This window comes from Zymobacter sp. IVIA_12111.31 C1, from assembly GCF_047495495.1.
GTDB lineage: Bacteria > Pseudomonadota > Gammaproteobacteria > Pseudomonadales > Halomonadaceae > Zymobacter.
This window is the reverse complement of sequence record NZ_CP179930.1, coordinates 2,642,875-2,664,845: the sequence shown is the minus strand read 5'-3', so window position 1 is coordinate 2,664,845 and position 21,971 is coordinate 2,642,875. Positions and strand designations below refer to the sequence as shown.

The window sequence follows — 21,971 nt, the reverse complement described above, 5'->3', positions numbered from 1 at the left end:
GCTATGTCATGCGAGCGGCTAGACAAGCGGTAAGTGTGTTGGCGTAGCATTCGAGCGCTTCAGTCTGCATCAGTGCTTCATGCAGGAAATCGACCTTACAGGCACTGATTTTGCCGCTGACGTATGGTGCCCACGCCTCTGCGGTGAGTCCTTCCACGCGTAGCTCGTCTTCTTTGGCTTCGATGAACATCATGTCGCCCTGATAGTGCTGCGGGAGGAAGAGGTTCATCAGACCCATCGACAGTGTCAGTTCGTGCAGTATCGAATCCAGCAGGTTACCGCTGCGTTCGGCGTCGATGTTGAAGCGCTTGTTGACGGCAGCATCCCATTCCTCGACGGGCACTTCTTCTCCATCGAAGATCAGCCGTACGAGTCGTTCCCGCACCGTATGGTGCATAGCGGGATCACCGGCTTCCAGACGGTCATGAATGAACGACGCCGCATTGGTTGGGTAGCTGTCGATCAGCACCAGACTGTCGACCGTTTCACCCTGCTGTTGCAGCATGGTGGCCACCATGTGGGCGATCTGTCCGCCGAACGACCAACCAATGAGGTGATACGGGCCATGCGGCTGCAGGCTACGGATACGCGCTAGGTGATCGTTGGCGACCTCTTCGAAGGAGCTAGGCGAATAGTGGGCATCGTGCAGCGCTTCCGACTGTAGAGCGTAGACCGGCCAGTCGGCGGGGAAGTACTTCAGCAGTCCGGCATAGGGCCAGCCCATGCCACTGCCGCCGTGGATGCAGATGACCGGCACATGGTCGGTCTGACCACTGCGCAGGCGCAGGACCGGCATCAACGGGTCGTAGTGGTGATCGCTCGACAGCTGGGCCAGTACGCCGCGAGGGGTAGGGTTCGCCATAAGGTCGGCGACGCTGAGCTCGACACCGAACGCTTCCTGAACCTGATGGATCACCTTAAAAGCCAGCAGCGAGTGGCCGCCCAGCATGAAGAAGTCCTGATCAGGATGGACAGGCGTAGGAGTGTGCAGCACTGAGGCAAAGATGCCGCAGATTACCGCTTCGGCGCTGTTGGTGTCTTTGCTGCCTTCCGCTTCTTCGTCCTGCGCTTCCTCTTCGATGTACTGACTGAGGCGGCGCATGTCCAGCTTGCCGTTGGGGGTCAGCGGCAGGGTGCGCAGTGTGTGGATGATGTTGGGTACCATGTAGACCGGAAGGGTCTTGCGCAACTGCTGTTTCAGCGCTTCCTGCGGGCAAGGCGTATTGGTGCGAATGTAAGCCACCAGAATCTGACCGACCGCTTCGCGCTCTTCGATCAGCACGTGGGCTTCTTCGACGCCCGGGCAGGTCAGCAGTGCGTTGCGGATTTCACCCAGCTCAATGCGCTGGCCGCGCAGCTTGACCTGGTTGTCCTTGCGCCCTAGGTAGAACAGGCGTCCGGCATCATCCTGATAAACGCGGTCCCCGGTGGCGTACATGCGGCCCTCGGGGCGGAACAGGTCCGGCACGAACCGTTCGCGCGTCATTTCTGGCTTGTTGATGTAGCCCTTAGCCAGTCCCGTACCGGCCACAAACAGCTCACCGGTGCTGCCCGGCGGCATCAGCTGGCGCTGTTCATCAAGCACGTAGATTTGCATGGTGTCGATGACGTTGCCCAGCGACATGTCCTGCGCGCTGAAGTGCGGGTTGATGGTGATAACCGTTGCTTCGGAAGGACCATACAGGTTGATCAGCTGCTTGCAGTGTGCGAAGCGTTCCAGCAGGGCTTTCGGCGTTGCTTCACCGGTCAGGAACATTGTGATGTGGGCGGGAATGGCCTCTGCCGAGTGGCAGCCCAGCACCGCAGGCGTCATGAACAGGTGGGTCACTTCATTGCGTTTGATGAAGTTAGCCAGCGCTTGGCTGTCGCCTGTGATGACGCTCTGGTCGGTGATGACCAGTCCGGCACCTGACAGCAGTGCCAGACGGATCTCCAGGCAGGACACGTCGAAGCTCATGGCGCTGCACTGCATCAGGCGGTCGCCCGGCTGGATGCCGCAGGCACGCTGCATGGCATTGAACTCGTCGACGATGCCTTCGTGCGGCACCAGAACCCCTTTGGGCTTACCGGTCGAACCCGACGTATAGATCATATAGGCGCCGGTATCGGGCGTCAGCGCTGTGGCGGCAGCGGGCGCTTCCTGAGCGAGGGCGCTGCGTTCGAAGTAGAGGGATTCCACGCCGTCGGCCAGCGTCTTCAGGCGCTGCGGATCAGTGGTGATCACCACATGTGCTTCGGCGTCTTCGAGCATGTAGCGCAGACGATCATCGGGTAGGTTGCCGTAGAGCGGCAAGTAGGTTGCCCCGAGGTGATAGAGCGCGATGACGCAGACGACCCAGTCAACACTGCGAGGCAGCATCACCCCGACCATATCCCCGTGCTTGATGCCCATGCGCGTCAGTTGTCCGGCCAGACGCTGTGACAGGTCCGCTAGTTCTGCATAGGTGATGACGTCATCGCCATCCTTCACGGCTACGGTATCAGGGTGCGTCTGCACCTGCCGTGCAAGATAGGCATTGAAGGTATCGAAGTGGCGTAGAGGGCGCGAGGCGCGTGCTTCGTATGACTGCCACTCTTCATGGCTCAACAGCGAGTAGTCCTTAACCGGTTTTTCGGGTGCTTCCAGAATGTGATTCAGCAGGAGCAGGAAGCGTTCGTAGTAGCGGTTGAGGTGACGTTCGTTGTAGAGGTTGCCGTTGGCAGCGATACCGAATTCGATGGCACCGTCTGGTGAGCGATCGAAGATCTCGAAGGCAAGGTTGGCCGTATAGCCGTTCGATTCATTCCGGAAAGAAACGGAGCAGCCTTCGAAGCAGTGATCCTGCTCGTAGGCCAGCACGTTCAGTGTGGTATGGAACAGCGCGTGTCCCCGTTCTTCAGGCGGTACATCACGGATCATCTCTTCGGAATGGTAGCGCTGGTGCACCAGGTGGTGGCGCAGTGTCCGATTGACGTCATGGGTCACGTTATCCAGTGTGGCTTCGGGAGGAATGGAGAAGCCGAACGGGAGGATGGTGGACATCATACCGGGCGCATTGCGCGTAGGTTTGTCGATACGTGCGGCAACCGGCAAGCCGACGCGGAAGGCGCTTTGACCGGACATCTTACTGAGGAAAATGCCCAGTGCGGCCAAGACCAGCGATGACATTCGCACCTTGCGCGTCAGGGCGAGTTCACGCAGACGTTCGACAAGACGGGTGTCCAGATGGCGGTGAAGATGAAGCTGGGGACCGACGGGGGCGTCATCGTGCGAGAGTTTCAGCGGCTCTGGCAACTGTGCGCAGTAATCGCGCCAGTACTGACGGTCGCGTTGATAGTCAGGGCCTGAGACGTAAGCCTGCTCGCAGGTGATAAGGTCATCAATAGTATAAGGAACGCTGTTTTCTTCGCCATTGTAGGAGTTAACGACTCGGTTATACATCAACGCATGTGTCCAGCCGTCGAGAATAATATGACTACCGTACTCGACAAATAACCACTGGTTTTCGTGCTGCTTGATAATGACAAAGCGGGCCAGCACTTCATTTCTGATATCGAAGTCGTATTCCAAATAGCCCGCTATCAGTTGCCGGGTCTTCTGCTCGCACTGCGGGTCGTTACTCAGGTCGATGTATTCGAGTTCAAGGCGTTCATGGCGCAGTTCGTAGACGATGTCGCCCTCATGGTACAGCACGTTCGTCCTGAGGGAGGGCAGGTCTTCCGACATAGCGTTGATAGCATGGCGGAAACGCTCAATGTCTAGATCTCCATTGATAACCGTTGTGTCAACAAGGTTATAGAAACGAGAATGTTTTAGTTGTGTGAGCGCAAGAAAAACTTCTTTTTGGGAGCGGGTGGTGGGGTGGTAGTCAGGCATCACTTCATGTTCCTTATGAGTAACACCTGCGATTGTAGAATATTTAATCGAAAATTAAGACGATACGGACCGTCTTTTTAAAGACCTTTTTTGTATAAGTAACAAGGGGGATATGAGAAAAAAATAATTCTTATCCGGTCCCCAAAGTGGTACGCGCGCGCATAAATTCAGGCATTAAAAAGCCCCGCTGCAGAGGCAGACGGGGCATAGCATTACGTACTACGAAGGGCTCAATCAGCCAGTCGCGTCATCAAGGCATAAAAGAAACCATCGGCATCGTCTTCGCCCGGCAGACGCTGGCGGGTCCCCTGACGGTCGATCCCCCAAGAAACGTCCAGTGCGATGCCTCGGGCATCAGGCTGATCGGCCATGAACGTACTGATCTGCTGGGCATTCTCGGCAGGCATAACCGAGCAGGTGGCGTACAGCATGTGTCCACCTTGGGCCAGCATGGGCCACAGTGTGTGCAGGATGCGCTGCTGTAGGGCGCTGAGCTGGACGATGTCCTGTGCGGTACGCAGCAGCTTGATATCCGGATGGCGGCGAATAACGCCCGTACCGGAGCACGGTGCATCCAGCAGAATGGCATCGAACGGGCGACCATCCCACCAGTCCTGTTGGCTGGCATCGGCGTGCACTATCTCGGCAGAGACGTTCTCAGCAGTGACGTTGAGGCGGGCCAGCGTTTCTTTCACGCGGGTCAGGCGCTGTGCATCGCTGTCGAGCGATACCAGTTCAAGCGGGCGCTTGTCGGCTGCCGCCAGTTCCAGCAGATGTGCACTTTTGCCGCCTGGTGCGCTGCACGCATCGAGAATGCGCAGCGGTACGTCCTTCGGCAGCGATGCATAGAGCAGCGGTGCGGCCAGCTGGGCGGCTTCATCCTGAACGCTGACACCGCCCTCGCTGAACAGCGGTAGTGTATTGACGTCCACCGGGGCGATCAGACGTATTCCTGCGGGGGAATGCGCGCATGGCTCAGCGGCGATGTCTGCTTCCTGCAAGAGCGCTTGATAGTCATCGCGTGTGATACGGGACAGGTTGACGCGTAGCGTCATTGGGGCTGGTGTGTTGTTGGCTTGAATGATGGCATTGATCTGTTCCGGCCATGCCGTACGCAGTGCCTTCAGCAGCCATGCTGGATGCAGGGTCACTGCTTCCGGCTGGGTCGCGATACGTGCTTCCAGTGTCGCCTGTTCGCGCTGGAAACGGCGCAGGCAGGCGTTAAGCACGCGGGTTGCCCAGCCTTTGCCGAGCAGGCGTGCCGCACCAGCGGTTTCACCGACGGCAGCGTGGCTGGGAACGCGCATGTACAGCAACTGATAGAGACCCAGCAGCAGCAGGGCCTGTACGTCGAAGTCGCGCTGTTTGAACGGCTTGCTCAGCAGCAGCTTGGCCAGCGTTTCCAGCTGCGGTAGCGTGCGGCAGACGCCGAAGCACAGTGCGCGCACCAGACGGCGGTCACGCGGTTCGAGGTCGCTATCGTCCAGTGAGGACAGAGAGCCCTGACGCATCAGCAGGGGCACCAGCGCTTTGGCAGCGCGAGCGCGAGGGTCGGTCAATGGAGTGCTCACGCGTCATCCTCTGGCAGAGTAAATGAGAAGCCTGGCTGGAAACGATCGGCGCGGCTGTTCATGACATCGCGCACGGCCAGTGGTTTGCCGCCCGGCAGCTGAAGGCGCGTGACGCACAGCACGCCAGTGCCGCAGGCAATATGCAGTTCACCTTTCGGCGCGTTGAGCAGCGTGCCGGGGGCCGCATCGTGATCGACATCCTGTGCCTGTGCGTGCCAGAAGCGCACGACATCATCGTTGAGTCGTGCCCATGCCACCGGCCACGGTGCAAAGGCGCGTACTGTAGCGGCCAGCGTGCGGGCGTTCTGGCGCAGGTCCAGCTCGGCTTCGGCCTTGCTCAGCTTCGAGGCATAGGTCACGCCTTCTTCGGGCTGCGGCGTGGCGGGTAAGCGATCGCGGCCCTCGGCCAGTCTGTCCAGAGCCTCGACAATGGCTTCTCCACCCAATACAGCGAGGGTGTCGTGTAGATCGCCGCCGGTGGTTTGGTCGGTGATGGGCGTAGTGCGCACCAGCAGCATGTCCCCAGTATCCAGTCCTTCATCCATCTGCATAATGGTGACACCGCTTTCGGTATCGCCTGCTGCGATCGCTCGCTGGATCGGCGCCGCACCGCGCCAGCGAGGCAGCAGTGACGCGTGAATGTTGAGGGCGCCAAGGCGCGGGATGTCGAGTACGGCTTTGGGCAGGATCAGCCCGTAAGCGGCTACGACCAGTACGTCGATGTCGGCATCGACCAGCGGCTGCCAGGTGTCGGACGTTTTCAGACGCTCGGGCTGGTGAACAGGGATGCCATGCTGCTCGGCCAGCTGCTTGACCGCGCTGGCCGTTGGCTTGCGGCCACGCCCGGCGGGGCGGTCAGGCTGGGTATACACGCAGACGACGTTGTGCTGGCTGGCCAGCAGTGCCGCCAGGCTCGACGCAGCGAAATCAGGGGTGCCGGCAAAGGCCAGGCGCAGGGAGGATGACATGAGCAGAAGCCCTCACAGCTGAAGTGGCGGAACAGGAAGAGGCGTAAACGATGACGAGGGCCCGTGGGCCCCCGTCGGGTATTACTGCGCCATCATCTTGTGGCGTTTCTGCATCTTCTTCTTCACACGTTCACGCTTGAGCGGCGAGAGATAATCAATGAACAGGCGACCGTCGAGGTGGTCGGTTTCGTGCTGCATGATGTGCGCACGGAAGCCATCGACGTCGCATTCGATCGGGTTGCCGTGGCGGTCCAGCGCTTTCAGATGGATGCGCAGCGCACGTTCCACTTCGGCGTAGTAGTCCGGAATCGACAGGCAGCCTTCCTGCATCATGGCGCGTTCGTCATCCAGCGGCGTGATTTCCGGGTTGATGATAACTTCCGGCGCGTCGCGCTCGTCGCTGGCGTCCATCACGAACAGGCGAATATGACGATCGACCTGAGAGGCAGCCAGACCAACGCCGTACGATTCGTACATGGTTTCCAGCATGTTGTCGATCAGCGTTTGCAGCTCGTCGTCGAACGTATCAACCGGCGTCGCCACATTGCGAAGCTGCTTGTCGGGATATTCGAGAATCGGAAGAAGGGCCATGGCGGTTCCGTCAAAGGTCACGTGGGTTCAGACGACACGGCAAGCCCTTCAAACCGGGGACAAGGTGTCGTAGTGAACATGGGGAGCCTCCCGCAGGGGGAGCGATGCCGCCATTGTAGTGTGGTTGTGCGCACAGATAAACCGCTGTGACGCCCGCCATACCCATGATAGAGGGAGGGGCACTTGTGGAGAATGGGCACATTCAGCCGCGGCTCAACCAGCAAGTCCCTGACGCATCGGACTGGCTGGCACTGTCGTTGCTGCCACGGTTGGGGGCTGGCCGCCTAAAACAGTGGCATCACGAGCGGCGTGCGTGGCCGCAGCAGTGGCTAGATGCGCTTTCCGTGCCGCAGCGGCATTACTTTCTATATTTGCGCCACCCGCAGGGGCATGGGCAGGTGCTTCAACCGATGTTGGACTGGTGCACGGCCGAGTCGTCACGTGTGTTGCTGCATCCCGACCATCCCGCGTGGCCCGCGCTGTTGAACGAACTCCCTGATCCACCGCCGGTACTGTGGGCGTGGGGTAATCTGGCGTGTCTAGAACAGCCGGCTATTGCCGTCGTGGGGTCTCGGCATCCTTCTTCGGCAGGGCGACATCATGCACAGGCTTTTGCCCGTGCGCTGGCGGACGCGGGGAGCTGCATCGTAAGCGGCATGGCGCTGGGGATCGACGCGCAGGCGCATGAGGGAGCGCTTGCGGCTGGTGGCACGACAATCGCCGTCGTGGGAAGTGGGCTCGATCATACCTATCCGCGCCAGCACCGTAGCCTTCAGCAGCGGATCCTAGATGCTGGTGGGCTATTGCTGTCGGAACACCCTCCCACGACCGAAGCACGACCCGCCTTCTTTCCACGGCGTAACCGTATCATCACCGGCCTGTCGCGTGGGGTGCTGGTCGTAGAGGCGGCGCTGCGCAGTGGCTCGCTGATCAGTGCACGCCTGGCGCTGGAGCAGAACCGCGATGTGTTTGCGCTGCCGGGTGCGTTGGAGGCTTCCCTATCCGCGGGGTGTCATGCGCTGATTCGACAGGGGGCGACGCTCGTGACCACGCCAATGGATATCATTGAGGAGCTGGGAGGGCCGTGGTGTGCCTCTTCGAGCAAAGGTGCAGAGGATCGTCCTGCATGCCGTGTGGGCGATGAACGGCAGCGGATTGAACACGACCCTCAGGCCCAGCGTTGGTTGGCGCTGCTGCGCGATGGTGCGGTATCGCTGGATGAACTGGTACTGCGTAGCGGCTGTTCGGTGAGCGATACGCTCAATGCCCTGCTGGCGCTTGAGTTGGCCGGGCAGGTGGTGATGTGCGGTAATGGATGGACGCTATCAGCACCATCAAGTGAGTCAGGGGCGCAAACACGCTAGAATGCCCTGACGACTATTTTCCGAGTAATCCTGTAGGACGTGTGCCTCATGACCCATGCTGCCGTTGCCGACGCTGTGGCCGCTCTTCACGCTGGAGCCGTTATCGCCTACCCCACTGAAGCTGTGTGGGGATTGGGCTGCGACCCTGACAATCCTGCGGCGCTGGAGCGTCTACTCGCGCTCAAGGCGCGCAATCCTGCCAAGGGAATGATCCTGATTGCGGGCAGTGTTGCCCAGAGCGAACCGTGGCTCGATGGACTGGATGACGCTTTGCGGGAACGCTTGCTTGCCAGCTGGCCCGGCCCTGTGACATGGCTGGTGCCGGACAATGGGCGCACGCACCCGCTGGTCAAGGGACAGCATGACAAGGTGGCGCTGCGCGTCAGCGACCATCCTCTGGTCAAGGCGCTGACCGAGGCCTTTGGCGGCCCGATCATTTCAACATCGGCCAACCGCTCCGGCAACGAGCCGATGCGCAGTGCCGATGCTGTCCGCGCTGAATGGCAGGGCGAGGTCGTGATCGTGCCCGGGGAGCTGGGCGGCCGCGCGCGGCCCAGCGTCATTCGCGACGTGCTGACGGGCGATGTGCTGCGCGCCTGATCCTTACTTACGGATACCGCAACTCCAAGCGTTAGGAGCCTTTATGACGACCGAGCCTTCGGCTACAGAACAGCTGGCCCGCGTGAAACAGTATCTGCTGAACCTTCAGGATCGGCTGTGTGAAGGGTTGGAAGCCGCTGACGGGCGAGCGTCCTTCGTTGAAGACGACTGGCGGCGTGAACAGGGCGGCGGCGGTCGCACGCGCGTGATGACTGACGGTGCAGTATTCGAGAAAGGGGGCGTCAACTTCTCCCACGTGTTCGGGGCCAGCCTGCCGCCTTCTGCCACCGCGGTGCGGCCTGCTTTGGCAGGGCGTAGTTTCAGCGCCATGGGCGTGTCGTGGGTGCTGCACCCGCACAACCCTCATATTCCCACCACGCACGGCAACGTGCGCTTTTTCATTGCCGAAGCCCCCGGGGAAGCGCCGGTATGGTGGTTCGGTGGTGGCATCGATCTGACGCCCTACTACCCCTACGATGACGATGTGCTGCACTGGCACCGTGTCGCCCACGGCGCCTGTGCGCCGTTCGGTGAGCGGGTCTATGCCGATTACAAGCGCTGGTGCGATGACTATTTCTTTCTTAAGCACCGCAACGAAACACGGGGCGTTGGTGGCCTGTTCTTTGATGACCTCAACGAAGGCGGCTTCGAGCGCTGCTTCGGTCTTCAGCAGGCAGTAGGCAATGCATTTCTCGACGCTTTCCTACCCATTGTCGAGCGTCGCCGCGACACACCCTACGGTGAGCGCGAGCGCTCCTTTCAGGCCTATCGGCGCGGACGTTACGTTGAGTTCAACCTGGTGTACGATCGGGGAACCCTTTTCGGGTTGCAGAGCGGTGGGCGTACCGAGTCGATTCTGATGTCGATGCCGCCTATGGCAGAATGGCGCTATGCCTGGACGCCGGAGCCCGGCTCTGTTGAAGCTCGACTGTATGATTATCTGACGCCTCGCGACTGGCTGGTTGAACTGGGCTAGTTGCGTGGCATTGCCTTAGTTCACAGGGCTGCCTCGTGTGCAGCCCACCGACGCAAAGGAACTGCCCGTGACCGCGCTGTACGCTGTATTTGGCAACCCTATCAAGCACTCCCGTTCTCCTCAGCTTCATCAGGCATTCGCTCGCCAGCTGGGTGAATCGCTGCGCTATGAAACGCGCCAGCCGCCGGTCGATGACTTTGCGGGCAGTCTTCGCGCGTTTGTCGAACAGGAGCAGGGATTGGGCGGCAACGTGACCGTGCCATTCAAGGAAGATGCCTTGCGGCTCGCTGATGTAGTGAGCGAGCGCGCTCGGCAAGCGGGTGCTGTCAATACGCTGATCGTGGGCAAGGATGGTCGTTTGTACGGCGACAATACGGATGGCATTGGGCTGGTGCGCGATCTTGATCGCCAGGGCATCTCGCTGGAAGGCAAGCGTGTGCTGGTACTCGGGGCTGGCGGTGCCGTGCGCGGCATTCTCGGGCCATTCCTTGACCGTCATCCCGCTGCGCTGATGATCGCCAACCGTACTGCCGCTAAGGCACAGGCACTGGCTGAGCTGTTCGCTGAGCAGGGCAACGTATCGGGTGGTGGCTACGATGACGTTACCGGTCAGTGGGATGTGGTGCTGAATGGTACCAGTGCCAGTCTGTCCGGTGCATTGCCGCCGCTGCCTGCCGACTGCCTCGCGGACGGTGCCGTCGCCTATGACATGGTGTACGGCGCGGAACCCACGCCGTTTATGGCATGGGCCAGCGAGCACGGCGCAACGGCCGTTGATGGGCTGGGCATGCTGGTCGAACAGGCGGCCGAGGCCTATCTGCTATGGCGCAACAAGCGCCCGGACACGGCCCCAATTCACGCTGAAATGCGTGCGTCCCTGAGCGCCTGACCACGAAGGGTTCCTTTGCATGTCGATGCCGCTGTGCGTGTCATGCAAAGGCCGTGTTGCGGTACTCTGCTTCTCATATTCCAATAATGACAATAGGAGCCATCATGACGACCCCCTCTGCTGATTTTGCTACCCGCCGTCGTTTGAGAGATCGACTGCTGGAAGTGCTCGACCGTATTGAGCCGCTGTTGCCGCCCGCGCAGGCGTCGATCGACTGGTCGCGCGATATCGCTGCGCTGTGGCAGCGGCATTCCACGGGTGGCGGTCAGTTGGTACCCGTGACGCCGCGCGATGACGTGCGCTTCGATGGCCTGTTGGGCATTGAGCGTCAGAAGAATGCACTGTTGAGTAATACCCAAGCCTTTCTGGCAGGGCTGCCCGCTAACCACGCGCTGATGTGGGGCGCGCGCGGTACGGGGAAATCCTCCATCGTGCGAGCCCTGATCAACGAGCTGAGCGGTGAAGGGCTGCGCCTGATCCAGGTTGATCGCTATGACCTGATCGGCCTGCCGGTGCTGGTAGCGCGGCTGCGTGATGAGCCTTACCGTTTCATTGTCTACTGCGATGATCTGTCGTTCGAAGGCAGCGATGATGCCTACAAAGCGCTCAAGAGCGTGCTCGATGGCACACTGACCGGGCCGCCCGACAATGTGCTGATCTATGCGACTTCCAACCGTCGCCACCTGCTGCCCGAGTCGGGCAAGGACAACGAAGACACGCACATCGTCAATGGTGAACTGCATCACGGCGATGCAGTGGAAGAGAAAGTCTCGCTGTCGGATCGCTTCGGTCTGTGGCTGGCATTTCATCCGTTCGACCAGCAGCACTTCCTTAACGTCTGTGAGCACTGGGTCGCCCATCTAGGTGGTACATGGAGCGACGAGGCAGCAGAAGAAGCGCATCGCTATGCCTTGCTGCGCGGGGTGCGCAATGGGCGCGCTGCGTGGCAGTTTGCATGTCAGTGGGTAGGGCAGCAGGGCGCCACTTCTGTGAAGTAACATGCATTGCTGCAACACGCTACCGAGCGGATCGGCTTGGTAGCGTCTTCTGGTGCCTGTGCGTTTCAGGCAAAGCCGCCGTTGGTGCGCACGATTTGCGCATTTACCCAGCGTCCATCGGGGCCGGCCAGCATGGCCACTACGCCCGCAATTTCTTCGGGTGTGCCGATGCGCTCAAGTGGGCTCTGGTGGGCAAGGGTGTCGACAAGTTCATCGCTTTTCCCTTCGTAGAACAGGTCGGTGCCTACTGGACCCGGAGCAACGGCATTCACTGTTATATTCTTCCCTCGAAGCTCGTTGGCTAGCACGCGCACAAGCCCTTCTACGCCGGCCTTGGACGCGATATAAGGCCCGTATCCTGGGAAGGATTTTGCAATGACACTGGAGGATAGCGCGATGATGCTGCCACCTGATGCGACGTGCTGCGCCGCTTGTGCCAGCACCAAGAAAGCGCCGCGCAGGTTGACGTGTAGCATTCGATCCATTTCCACCAGACTGTCGAGCGCGATAGGTGCTGTCGATATAGCACCGGCGTTATGCACAACCACGTCAAGTCGACCGTTAAGCGCTACCGCAGCGTTAAACAGTGCCGTAACGTCATTGGCATCTGCAATGTCGGCTTGAATCGCGACAGCGCGTCCATTCTTCGCTTCTATTGATGCGACAACCTCTTCTGCCTTGGCTTTACTGCCCTGATAATTGACGATAACGGTGAAGCCATCGAGCGCTAGGCGTTCAGCAATGGCTCTGCCGATACCCCTTGATGCGCCGGTGACGAGTGCTGTTTTGTGTGAATGTGACATCGTTTGCTCCACAGTGAGTCGCCAATGAGCGTTGCAGATTTAGCTAACCGTATGAGGTTCATCGTAGTCATTCCAAGTGGGCAACGCGATGAACACGGCATGGAGAGATCATGATCGCGGAAAAGACTCACTTATCCACACCCGGTTAGATGCAGAAAGGCCCCGAAATCCTGTGATTCCGGGGCCTTTCTATGTCAGGTGCTTATCAACACCCTACCGATCTCAGCGACGGCTGCGGCGCGCTTCTTTCGTGCGTGCCAGCTGGCGCGCTTTCGCACGCTCACGATCGTTATCGCCAGAGTTCTTATCGAACGGGTTCGAGCCTGAGCGGAACTCGAAGCGGATCGGTGTGCCTTTGACCTTCAGCACCTTGCGGAAGGTGTTGGTCAGGTAGCGCTTGTAGGCTTCCGGCAGCGAGTTGGTCTGGTTACCGTGCACGACGATGATCGGCGGGTTGCTGCCGCCCTGGTGGGCCATGCGCAGCTTGATGCGACGGCTGTTGACCATTGGCGGCTGGTGTTCGCGTACGGCGTCCTGCAGCAGCGTAGTCAGACGGTTAGTGCTCCAGCGGGCCGTGGCACTGGCATAGGCGCGTTCGATTGACGGGTATAGATCGCCTACCGCGGTACCGTGCAGTGCCGAAATGAAGTGCAGGTCGGCATAGTCGGCGAAGCCCAGGCGGCGCTTGATTTCAGCGCGCATCTTTTCTTTCGCTTCCGCTTCCAGTCCATCCCACTTATTGACGGCCAGTACCAGCGCGCGGCCAGAGGTCAGCACGTAGTCCAGCAGGTGCAGGTCCTGTTCGACCAGCCCGGTACGGGCGTCAAGCACCATGACCGCGACGTTACACGATTTGATCGCTTCGAGCGTCTTGACGATCGAGAACTTCTCGGCGATTTCCGTGACGTTCTTGCGGCGGCGGATACCGGCGGTATCGACCAGTACATATGGCTTGCCGCGGCGCTCGAAGGGAATCTCGATGGCATCACGGGTGGTGCCGGCCTTGTCGAACACGACGACGCGGTCTTCGCCCAACAAGCGGTTGACCAGCGTTGATTTACCCACGTTGGGGCGACCAACGACACCGATGCGGATACCGCGCTGATCCAGTTCCGGGTGCATCTCTTCTTCAGAGAGTTCCGGGAACGGCTCCAGCACGATGTCGATCAGCTGGGTGACGTTACGACCGTGGCTAGCCGCGATCGGCCATGTCTCGCCCAGCCCCAGTTCATGGAACTCGGCGGTGGCGATGTCTTCCTGCAGGCCATCGACCTTGTTGACCACCAGCCACGTCTTCTTGCGGTTGATGCGCAGGTGGTTGGCGATCGACATGTCGGTCGGGGTCAGGCCCGCACGTGCATCGACCAAGAACAGCACGATGTCGGCTTCGTCGATGGCGAGCAGTGACTGCTCGGCCATCGCCGCGTCGATACCCTGTTCGTCACCTGTGATACCGCCGGTGTCGATGACGGTGAACGGTTTGTTGCCCAGCTGGCCGTTACCGTATTGCCGGTCGCGAGTCAGACCCGGAAAGTCCGCGACGATGGCATCGCGAGAACGGGTCAGCTGGTTGAAGAGCGTGGACTTGCCGACATTGGGACGGCCCACGAGGGCGATAACGGGATTCATGATGATGAAAACTCGATAGTCATTGCTGCAAAGCAATGGAGGTAGACACGCGATGAGCAGCGGTGCGCTTGGCTATGCGACGCGTAGCGCCACGCGACGGCCCATCAGCGCAGGCCCGGCACACGGCCAGAGCTGCAGAAAAGGGCATGAGCTGCTATCAGATTGAGCGGCATGATATCACTTGCGTCCGTGATCATGCAGTGTTCGTGGCATAACAAGATGCCATGGTAGCGGGCAAGGGTACCGCAACGTGCTGAAACATGCACGAAGGCGGAGTCCTTTACTAGGAAACTCCGCCTTCGTACCTGTGCGTTTGATAACGCTTAGGCGTTGCGTGCCGCCAGACGATAGGCGATCAGATGACCGTCCTGCGTCATGACGAAGATGCGTTCGCCGTCACTCAGCGGTGTCAGCGCAATACCGTTGCCGCCCGCCTTGCGACGACCTTCCAGCTCGCCCGTTGCGGCGTTGATGACGTGCAGATAGCCGTCCAGATCACCGACCACTAGCTGCTGGCCGATCACCAGCGGTGCCGTCAGGTTGCGACCCTCGAGCGTGTCGTTCGTCCAGTGAGGCGCGCCATTGGCGGCATCGAAGGCGATCAGGTGGCTGCGATCATCCACAACGTACAGGGTGCCGTTGGCGTAGACCGGAGAGCGGTAGCTCGACAGGTCATGGCTCCACAGCGGTTCACCCGTGCGCACGTTGAGCGATACCAGCTGGCCGTGATAGCTGGTCGCGAACAGATGGCCGTGTTCGGTCAGTACGGGCTGGCCGCTGACATCGGTCAACTGGTCGATTTCGGAAGCACCGCGCGGAATAGCCAAGCGCATATCCCACATCATGTGACCGTCATTGTTGGCGAACAGCGCCAGACGACCGTTCGAGAAACCAGCGAAGGTCACGGGGTCGATGGTGCGTGGCGTACTCGGAGTGCGCAGCGTCAGGGTCGGTTGCGACGCTGCATAGACCCACTGGACATGCCCGGTGAGGCGATCCAGCGCAGTCAGCGTGCCGTCGCCGCTCTGCACCAGTACCAGCTGCGAGTTGACCTGAGGTGCCGTCAGCACTTCGCTGGCTACCTGCGCGCGCCAGCGCAGCGCACCGTTGCTTGCATCGAGTGCTAGCACTTCGCCCTTACGGGTGCCGAGATAGAGCTGACCGGCATCGGCTGTGATCGGGCTGGAAACCGGTACGTGCAGTGCCTGTTCCCATACCTGACGGCCATTGTCGGCTTGGAAGGCCTGCAGAACACCTTTGGCATTGGCGGCATACAGTACGCCGTTATCCAGCGCCGGTGCGATGGGATAGTCCGCGCGGCCCAGCGAGCCGATGCCGTGCGACCACAGCCCTTCTAGACGAGTTGTCTCGGTGATGTGGGTCAAAGGCTTGGGTGCGGGATCGGGTTGAACGCTACCAGAGCAGCCTGACAGCAGGGCTATGGCGGCCGCCGCAGCGCACAGCGCCGTGCGGTTGAATACGTGGGTAAAGCCTGCCATCAGCGATTCTCCTCAGCCGTCAGATCGTCCAGTTTGAGCTTCAGACCGTACAGAACGGTATTCTGTTCCTTCGCTTGGTCCAATGCTTTCTGCCACGCTTCACGTGCTTCGGCAGTATGGCCTTGTCCTTTCAGTGCATCACCACGCACTTCCAGCATCTGTGGCATCAGCCCTTCAGGAATGCCTTCGCCCAGCAGTCCCAGCGCTTCGCTGTACTGCTGACGATCGTTATGCAGGCGTGCCAATTCGATACGAGCACGGCCTTTCGAGAAGTCGTCGTGGCCCTGCGCCATCTCAGTACGCAGCGTGGCCATCGCGATGTCGAGCTGTCCGGCATCTACGGCAACACGGGCTTGGATCAGGCGTGCCAAGTCGGCATACAGCAGGTTGGCGTGATCTTCCGTGATCCGTTTGACCAGATCGTTGATCTGCTGAGTCTTCTGTTCGTCGATCGGTGATGCCGATGAGGACGCCAGCATCACCAGCGCTTCGAAGTTCTGGCCAGCCGCCACTTCCTGCTTGTACTGATACTGCTGCCACTGCCGCCACCCTACGACGGCAAGTAATACCAGCACGACCACAGTCAGCAGCGTGTTGCCATAGCGTTTCCACAGGCCAGCCGCGTCCATCGGTTGGGTGTCTTTGAGCTTCTGCGCCACGCACATTCTCCTTGCTTCAGGCTAGCGTCGTCATTTCATCGGGCGGTGCTCCCCGCGCATTGGCTGCGAGGAGCACCTGTCGTTCGATCATGCCAGAAAGGCCATCGCGCGAGCTTACGCGAGGATGGCCGCCAGTCGTTCAGCCAGTGCATCCTGAGCCACGGTTTCCTGCTCACGTTCTTCGCGCAGGAACTTGATGCCAGCCGTGCCGGACTCGCATTCTTCTTCACCCAAGATCAAGGCCAGTGTCGCGCCACTCTGGTCTGCTTTCTTGAGTTGTTGCTTGAAGCTGCCACCGCCGCAGTGAAGTTGCAGGCGAACCGCCGGCAGTGCATCACGCAGGTTTTCAGCCAGTGCCATTGCCTTCTGGCGTGCCGTGTCGCCCAGTGCGGTCAGGTAGACGTCTAGTGTCTGGGTCGCTTCTGCCGGAATCAGTTCGAGTGCTTCCAGCAGCAGTACCAGACGTTCCACGCCCATGGCGAAGCCCACGGCCGGTACGCCTTTGCCGCCGAGCTGTTCAACGAGGCCGTCATAGCGGCCGCCAGCACAGACGGTGCCTTGGCTGCCGAGTGCCGTCGTTGTCCATTCGAAGACGGTGCGGCTGTAGTAGTCGAGGCCGCGTACCAGGCGCGGATTGACCACATAAGCGATGCCCGCTTCGTCGAGACGCTGCTTGAGCTGTTCGAAGTGTTCGAGCGACTCGGGGTCGAGGTGATCGATCAGCTTCGGTGCGCCTGCCAGCATCTCGGCCATGGCCGGGTTTTTGCTGTCGAGGACGCGCAGCGGGTTGGTGCCGAGGCGACGGAGCGAATCTTCGTCCAGCACGTCTTTGTGCTGTTCAAGATAGCTGACCAGCAGCTCGCGGTAGGCTGCGCGCGCGTCGTTGGAACCGAGCGAGTTGAGTTCAAGAGTAACCTTGTCGCGCATGCCCAGCTGATCCCACAGACGAGCGGTCAGCAGGATGAGTTCCGCGTCGATGTCCGGGCCTTCCATGTTGAAGGTTTCGACACCGAACTGGTGGAACTGGCGGTAGCGGCCTTTCTGCGGACGTTCGTGACGGAACATCGGGCCGAGGTACCACAAGCGCTGGGTTTGATGGTGCAGCAGGCTGTGTTGCAGGGCCGCGCGCACGACGGCGGCGGTGTTCTCGGGACGCAGCGTCAGGCTGGAGCCGTTGCGGTCGTCGAAGGTGTACATTTCCTTCTCGACGACGTCAGTAGCTTCACCGATGGAACGCTTGAAGAGAGAGGTCTGTTCAACGATCGGGGTGCGGATCTCGCTGTAGCCGTAGCGCGACATCAGCGTGCGGAACTGGGCCTCAAGATACTGCCAGACCGGAGAGTCGGTGGGCAGAAGGTCGTTCATTCCCCGGATAGCCTGCAACTTGCTCAATGTTCACTCCTGAGAAGGCCGCTCTTGGCGGCCTGCGTTCGTTCTTGAATTCGTGGGCGCTGCGCCTGTCGGCGCACCGCATTATGCGTCAAGGGACCTTTGATGATACCTGATTCAAAGGCCGCTGCGTGCGATCACGTTGTCTTCTTCTTCCTGCTTGCGCGCGATGCGCTCACGGATCAGCGCTTCCAGATCGTCGACCAGATTATCATTGCGCAGTTTCGAGACCGGCTTGCCGTCGATGTAGACCAGGTTGGGACTTCCCCCCGTCAGGCCTAGATCGGCTTCCTTGGCTTCCCCCGGGCCGTTGACGACGCAGCCGATGACGGCCACGTCGAGCGCGGTAGTGACATCTTCAAGCCGCTGTTCCAGTGCGTTCATGGTCGAGATGACATCGAAGTTCTGGCGCGAACAGCTAGGGCAAGCGATGAAGTTGATGCCTTTACTGCGCAGGCGCAGGCTTTTGAGGATGTCGAAACCGACCTTGATCTCTTCGACGGGGTCAGCCGCCAGCGAGATGCGCAAGGTATCACCGATACCGTCCATCAGCAGCATGCCCAGCCCGACCGAAGACTTCACCGTGCCCGAGCGCAGGCCGCCCGCTTCGGTGATGCCGAGGTGCAGCGGCTGTTCGATTTGGTCGGCAATCAGGCGGTACGCCGCCACGGCCATAAAGACGTCGCTGGCCTTCAGCGACACTTTGAAGTCCTGAAAGTCGAGCTTATCGAGGTAGTCAATATGGCGCATTGCCGACTCGACCAATGCCTGTGGCGTGGGTTCGCCGTACTTGCGCTGCAGGTCCTTTTCCAGCGAACCCGCGTTGACGCCGATGCGGATTGGGATGCCATGATCGCGTGCCGACTGCACGACAGCATGCACGCGATCTTCACGGCCAATGTTGCCCGGGTTGATGCGCAAACAGTCGACGCCCAGCTCGGCTACGCGCAACGCGATGCGGTAATCGAAGTGGATGTCAGCGATCAGCGGGATATCTACCTGCTGACGAATCTTGCCGAACGCTTCTGCGCAGTCCATATCAGGCACCGATACGCGCACCATGTCGGCGCCCGCGGCTTGGATACGCTGTATCTGAGCCACGGTTGCCGCTACGTCGAGCGTATTGGTGTTGGTCATGCTTTGGACGCTGATGGGAGCGTCTCCGCCGACAGGCACGTTGCCCACATGAATCTGGCGTGAAGGGCGGCGTTTGATCGATGACGGGTTATGCATAATCGGTTACTGACCCAGGTTGAAGCGCGCAACATTACCGCCGCGAGCGTATTGCTTAAGATCTACAGGCTTGCCCTGATAGGACAGCGTGGCCGCAGCGACGTTTCCGATCACGATGCGATAAGGTGCCTTGCCTGCGAACTCGCGCGGGGTACCGGCTTTCAGCAGACCGCTCTGCAGGCTGGTGCCTTCGGCGTCACGGATTTGGATCCAGCAGTCTTGGCGGCAGCTCAGTGCCAGCGGTGCCGCTGCTGGGGCCGGAGCGGTCGTGGTGGCTGCGCCCGCGGCGGAAGAGGCTTCCTGCGCCAGTGCGTTGTTCTGGGCCATCGCTGCGGCGCTATTTTCGGTCAGCTGAGCGCCGTTGATCCCCTGCGACACAGGTACTTGCAAGGAATCTTCCTGCGGTACTGTCGGAGCGGGAGCTGGCGTCATTGTCGGTGCAGCAGGCTGCTCGGCGGGGGCAATGGCCGGTGGCGTGACGGGCTGTATGGGCTGACCGGACAGCGGCACCGTACCAATATCGCTAGCGGTCGACGGCGTACGCTTGTCATCTACGTCTTGATGAGTGCGCCACCAGTTGAGGGTCATGATGGCCAGTGCCACGATGATCGCAAGAGTGACGATGCGGAACAGCACGCGGCCGAAGCGGCTCGGGCGCTTGATCGGGCGAATCGGAGCCGGACGATGCGGTTCCTTCTGCTGGGTCGTCACGTTATCGCGATCGTGGGCGGCGGTAACTTCTGCCTCGGACAGCTTCAGCAGCCGTGCGTAGGCGCGCAGATACCCGCGCCGATAAGCCACGATCTGGAGATGATCGTAGTTGTCGGCTTCGATATCGGTGATCAGCGACGGGCGAAGGTTCAGGCGTGCGGCGACCTGTTCGATGCCGAGTTGCTGCTGCTCACGTGCGCGGCGCAGCAGTTGTCCGGCACTGAGCTGGGGGGAGGAGGGGGCTGACTGTTCGCTCATGCGGCGTGTCCTTGTCAAATCGTGGCAATCACTGTCATGCCTAACTATAGGTGAACCCGGCGACAGGAGGCTTCACGAAAAGCCTGATATTCCGGTGTTGCTGACCCTGCTGCATCAACGGTGACGGTCCTTGTCTTCGGAGTGGCACCGCTGTCGTGTCACAAGGGCGATGGTGCCACGGATATCGTATGGCACAGGGTAAGGTTCTGCGCCGTAATGGGATTGCCGATACCCGTAGGGTATCGAGCGGCCCTGTCGAATTCGGCACAAGCCTCGCGTATAGCCCCTTCATCATACAACAGACGTGCGTGGTTATTGAGAAGGGCAACGTACTCTCTGTCTCGATCGCTGTCATCCGCTTCGTGCGTATCTCCCGCGCGCTGTTCGGCCAGTGCCAGCGCTCGCTGATACCGCTCGTGTGCCAGCGGTCCGTCATGCTCAAGCTGTGCGCAGAGCGCCAGCCCATGCCAGAGCGTCGGTTGCGCTTCATCGAAGCGGCGGGCGTGATCGAAAGCTTGGCGCGCACCGCTGATATCGCCCTCGACCAGATACTCCTGTCCGACGGCTATCCATGCCTGAGCAGCAGTGCTAGCCGCGGGTGATGGCGCGGGGTGAAACAGGGTGCATCCACTACAGCTCAGTAGGCACAGTATCCAGCACAGCGCGTGTCTGGCGCTTGGGTAAAGCGTATGTCGAAGCATGACGGTGCCTCTGTGTCGGCCCCCGTTCGGCATACGCTACCATCGTGCGCTGTCATGCATTACTGCGTGAGCGTCGAATCAGTCCGCGTCGAGCTGCAGCGTCTGAATATAGCGCTCCTGGCGGCGAGTACGGTCCTTGACGCGACCGACCAGCTGTCCACAGGCGGCGTCGATGTCGTCACCGCGCGTCTGGCGGATTGGCGCATGGTAGCCGTGCTCGTACAGCCAGCCCTGAAAACGCATGCTCTGGTTACGCGACGGTTTCTCGTAGCCCGATCCGGGGAACGGGTTGAAGGGAATTAGGTTGATCTTGCACGGAATAGTCCGCAGCAGTTCAGCCAGTTGATCGGCATGTTCACGCTGATCGTTTACCCCACTGATCAAGGTATATTCCACCGTGATCATTCGAGCATCGCCGCACTTCTCGAGATAGCGGCGGCATGAGTCCAGTAGCTTCTCAATATTGTATTTGCGATTGATGGGCACCAGAGTGTTGCGCAGCTCGTCGGTAGGTGCATGCAGCGAGATCGCCAGACTGACGTCCAGTTCGTCGCCCAGCTTGTCGATCATCGGCACGACGCCGGACGTGGACAGCGTTACACGGCGCTTGGACAGCCCATAGGCGTTGTCGTCCAGCATCAGCTTCATGGCGGTGACGACCGGCTGATAGTTCATCAGCGGCTCGCCCATGCCCATCATCACCACGTTGGTGACGGGGCGTCGGCCATCGTCGTAAGCGGCGCCGGTGTGGCTGGCGATCCAGACCTGTCCGATGATTTCATCGCTGGTCAGGTTGCGGGCGAAGCCCTGTTTGCCAGTCGAGCAGAAGCTGCAGTCGAGCGAACAGCCTACCTGTGACGAGACGCACAGCGTGCGACGGCCACCGTCGGCAGGAATCAGTACGGTTTCGACCAAGCTGCCGCCATCGGTTTCGATGACCCACTTGCGGGTGCCGTCCTTGGACTCCCCCTGCCATGCCACGCGCGGTGCGCGGATTTCGGCTGTACGCGTCAGCTTTTCGCGCAGTGCCTTCGACAGGTTGGTCATGTCGGCAAAATCGGTCACGCCCTCATGATGAATCCACTTCATCACTTGTTTGGCGCGGAATGTCTTTTCTCCGATACCGGTGAAGAACTCCACCATATCATCAAGGGAGAAGCCCAGCAGGTTGGGGCGGGGCGCAGCAGAATCAGTTGCGGTCATCGTCTGTCCGGAAACGAGAACACTAGGTGCGAAAGGCACTAGCTACAGAATGAAAACAGGCGCACAGAGCCTA

Annotated in this window: 18 protein-coding genes; 5 read left to right on the top strand and 13 right to left on the bottom strand. The window is 60.2% G+C overall.

Annotation, left to right across the window (positions count from 1 at the left end; all coding sequences use genetic code 11):
- Position 1: 1 nt before the first annotated feature.
- The 4 genes from ACMHYW_RS11880 to def form a co-directional block, all read right to left on the bottom strand.
- Positions 2–3,856 carry an amino acid adenylation domain-containing protein gene (locus ACMHYW_RS11880; protein ID WP_414500095.1) on the bottom strand — a complete coding sequence of 1,285 codons (3,855 nt, stop codon included), beginning with the start codon at positions 3,854–3,856 and terminating at the stop codon, positions 2–4.
- Between the two features lie 230 nt (positions 3,857–4,086).
- Positions 4,087–5,367, bottom strand: a complete 1,281-nt coding sequence (rsmB, locus tag ACMHYW_RS11875) for a 16S rRNA (cytosine(967)-C(5))-methyltransferase RsmB (RefSeq protein WP_414501510.1) — start codon at positions 5,365–5,367, stop codon at positions 4,087–4,089.
- A gap of 56 nt (positions 5,368–5,423) precedes the next feature.
- Entirely contained in the window at positions 5,424–6,395 is a 972-nt protein-coding gene (gene fmt / locus ACMHYW_RS11870) for a methionyl-tRNA formyltransferase (RefSeq protein WP_414500094.1), read from the bottom strand.
- 81 nt (positions 6,396–6,476) lie between these two features.
- Complete coding sequence (def, locus tag ACMHYW_RS11865) at positions 6,477–6,986, bottom strand: peptide deformylase (RefSeq protein WP_027706373.1); 510 nt, start codon at positions 6,984–6,986, stop codon at positions 6,477–6,479.
- Positions 6,987–7,171: 185 nt separating this feature from the next.
- Here def and dprA point away from each other — a divergent pair, with 185 nt between their 5' ends.
- From dprA to ACMHYW_RS11840, 5 genes are all read left to right on the top strand, one after another.
- A complete protein-coding gene (gene dprA, locus ACMHYW_RS11860; protein ID WP_414500093.1) occupies positions 7,172–8,350 on the top strand; it encodes a DNA-processing protein DprA in 1,179 nt (392 codons plus the stop codon).
- Between the two features lie 48 nt (positions 8,351–8,398).
- A complete protein-coding gene (locus ACMHYW_RS11855; protein WP_414500092.1) occupies positions 8,399–8,950 on the top strand; it encodes a Sua5/YciO/YrdC/YwlC family protein in 552 nt (183 codons plus the stop codon).
- A gap of 43 nt (positions 8,951–8,993) precedes the next feature.
- The gene (gene hemF / locus ACMHYW_RS11850; RefSeq protein WP_414500091.1) at positions 8,994–9,926 is read left to right on the top strand and encodes an oxygen-dependent coproporphyrinogen oxidase; all 933 of its coding nucleotides are present in this window, start codon (positions 8,994–8,996) and stop codon (positions 9,924–9,926) included.
- 67 nt (positions 9,927–9,993) lie between these two features.
- The gene (gene aroE, locus ACMHYW_RS11845) at positions 9,994–10,815 is read left to right on the top strand and encodes a shikimate dehydrogenase (RefSeq protein ID WP_414500090.1); all 822 of its coding nucleotides are present in this window, start codon (positions 9,994–9,996) and stop codon (positions 10,813–10,815) included.
- 104 nt (positions 10,816–10,919) lie between these two features.
- Positions 10,920–11,813: an ATP-binding protein gene (locus ACMHYW_RS11840; protein ID WP_414500089.1), complete on the top strand. Its 894-nt coding sequence runs from the start codon at positions 10,920–10,922 to the stop codon at positions 11,811–11,813.
- Positions 11,814–11,878: 65 nt separating this feature from the next.
- Here the strand turns inward: ACMHYW_RS11840 and ACMHYW_RS11835 are convergent, their stop codons facing one another.
- The 9 genes from ACMHYW_RS11835 to rlmN all read right to left on the bottom strand — a co-directional run bounded on the left by ACMHYW_RS11835 (position 11,879) and on the right by rlmN (position 21,898).
- The gene (locus ACMHYW_RS11835) at positions 11,879–12,616 is read right to left on the bottom strand and encodes an SDR family oxidoreductase (RefSeq protein WP_414500088.1); all 738 of its coding nucleotides are present in this window, start codon (positions 12,614–12,616) and stop codon (positions 11,879–11,881) included.
- A 222-nt stretch (positions 12,617–12,838) separates the two neighbouring features.
- Positions 12,839–14,245 (bottom strand): ribosome biogenesis GTPase Der, encoded by a 1,407-nt coding sequence (gene der / locus ACMHYW_RS11830; protein ID WP_414500087.1) that lies wholly within the window; start codon positions 14,243–14,245, stop codon positions 12,839–12,841.
- A gap of 323 nt (positions 14,246–14,568) precedes the next feature.
- Entirely contained in the window at positions 14,569–15,744 is a 1,176-nt protein-coding gene (gene bamB, locus ACMHYW_RS11825) for an outer membrane protein assembly factor BamB (RefSeq protein WP_414500086.1), read from the bottom strand.
- Positions 15,744–16,403, bottom strand: coding sequence for a YfgM family protein (locus tag ACMHYW_RS11820; protein WP_414500085.1), 660 nt, complete (start codon positions 16,401–16,403; stop codon positions 15,744–15,746). The genes bamB and ACMHYW_RS11820 overlap by 1 nt, the downstream gene beginning before the upstream one ends.
- Before the next feature lie 114 nt (positions 16,404–16,517).
- Positions 16,518–17,768, bottom strand: a complete 1,251-nt coding sequence (hisS, locus tag ACMHYW_RS11815; protein WP_414501509.1) for a histidine--tRNA ligase — start codon at positions 17,766–17,768, stop codon at positions 16,518–16,520.
- A 141-nt stretch (positions 17,769–17,909) separates the two neighbouring features.
- Complete coding sequence (gene ispG / locus ACMHYW_RS11810; protein ID WP_414500084.1) at positions 17,910–19,025, bottom strand: flavodoxin-dependent (E)-4-hydroxy-3-methylbut-2-enyl-diphosphate synthase; 1,116 nt, start codon at positions 19,023–19,025, stop codon at positions 17,910–17,912.
- A 6-nt stretch (positions 19,026–19,031) separates the two neighbouring features.
- A complete protein-coding gene (locus ACMHYW_RS11805) occupies positions 19,032–19,994 on the bottom strand; it encodes a RodZ domain-containing protein (protein WP_414500083.1) in 963 nt (320 codons plus the stop codon).
- Positions 19,995–20,152: 158 nt separating this feature from the next.
- Positions 20,153–20,695, bottom strand: a complete 543-nt coding sequence (locus ACMHYW_RS11800) for a tetratricopeptide repeat protein (RefSeq protein WP_414500082.1) — start codon at positions 20,693–20,695, stop codon at positions 20,153–20,155.
- 78 nt (positions 20,696–20,773) lie between these two features.
- Entirely contained in the window at positions 20,774–21,898 is a 1,125-nt protein-coding gene (rlmN, locus tag ACMHYW_RS11795; RefSeq protein WP_027706360.1) for a 23S rRNA (adenine(2503)-C(2))-methyltransferase RlmN, read from the bottom strand.
- Positions 21,899–21,971: the final 73 nt, after the last annotated feature.

Bases quoted from the DNA above. Each gene is read 5' to 3' on its own strand.
- ACMHYW_RS11805 (WP_414500083.1), bottom strand. From the start codon at position 19,994: ATGAGCGAACAGTCAGCCCCCTCCTCCCCCCAGCTCAGTGCCGGACAA.
- bamB (WP_414500086.1), bottom strand. From the start codon at position 15,744: ATGGCAGGCTTTACCCACGTATTCAACCGCACGGCGCTGTGCGCTGCG.
- hisS (WP_414501509.1), bottom strand. From the start codon at position 17,768: ATGAACGACCTTCTGCCCACCGACTCTCCGGTCTGGCAGTATCTTGAG.
- ACMHYW_RS11880 (WP_414500095.1), bottom strand. From the start codon at position 3,856: ATGCCTGACTACCACCCCACCACCCGCTCCCAAAAAGAAGTTTTTCTT.
- ACMHYW_RS11800 (WP_414500082.1), bottom strand. From the start codon at position 20,695: ATGCTTCGACATACGCTTTACCCAAGCGCCAGACACGCGCTGTGCTGG.
- rlmN (WP_027706360.1), bottom strand. From the start codon at position 21,898: ATGACCGCAACTGATTCTGCTGCGCCCCGCCCCAACCTGCTGGGCTTC.
- ispG (WP_414500084.1), bottom strand. From the start codon at position 19,025: ATGCATAACCCGTCATCGATCAAACGCCGCCCTTCACGCCAGATTCAT.
- ACMHYW_RS11840 (WP_414500089.1), top strand. From the start codon at position 10,920: ATGACGACCCCCTCTGCTGATTTTGCTACCCGCCGTCGTTTGAGAGAT.
- rsmB (WP_414501510.1), bottom strand. From the start codon at position 5,367: ATGCGTCAGGGCTCTCTGTCCTCACTGGACGATAGCGACCTCGAACCG.
- def (WP_027706373.1), bottom strand. From the start codon at position 6,986: ATGGCCCTTCTTCCGATTCTCGAATATCCCGACAAGCAGCTTCGCAAT.
- ACMHYW_RS11855 (WP_414500092.1), top strand. From the start codon at position 8,399: ATGACCCATGCTGCCGTTGCCGACGCTGTGGCCGCTCTTCACGCTGGA.
- der (WP_414500087.1), bottom strand. From the start codon at position 14,245: ATGAATCCCGTTATCGCCCTCGTGGGCCGTCCCAATGTCGGCAAGTCC.
- ACMHYW_RS11835 (WP_414500088.1), bottom strand. From the start codon at position 12,616: ATGTCACATTCACACAAAACAGCACTCGTCACCGGCGCATCAAGGGGT.
- fmt (WP_414500094.1), bottom strand. From the start codon at position 6,395: ATGTCATCCTCCCTGCGCCTGGCCTTTGCCGGCACCCCTGATTTCGCT.
- hemF (WP_414500091.1), top strand. From the start codon at position 8,994: ATGACGACCGAGCCTTCGGCTACAGAACAGCTGGCCCGCGTGAAACAG.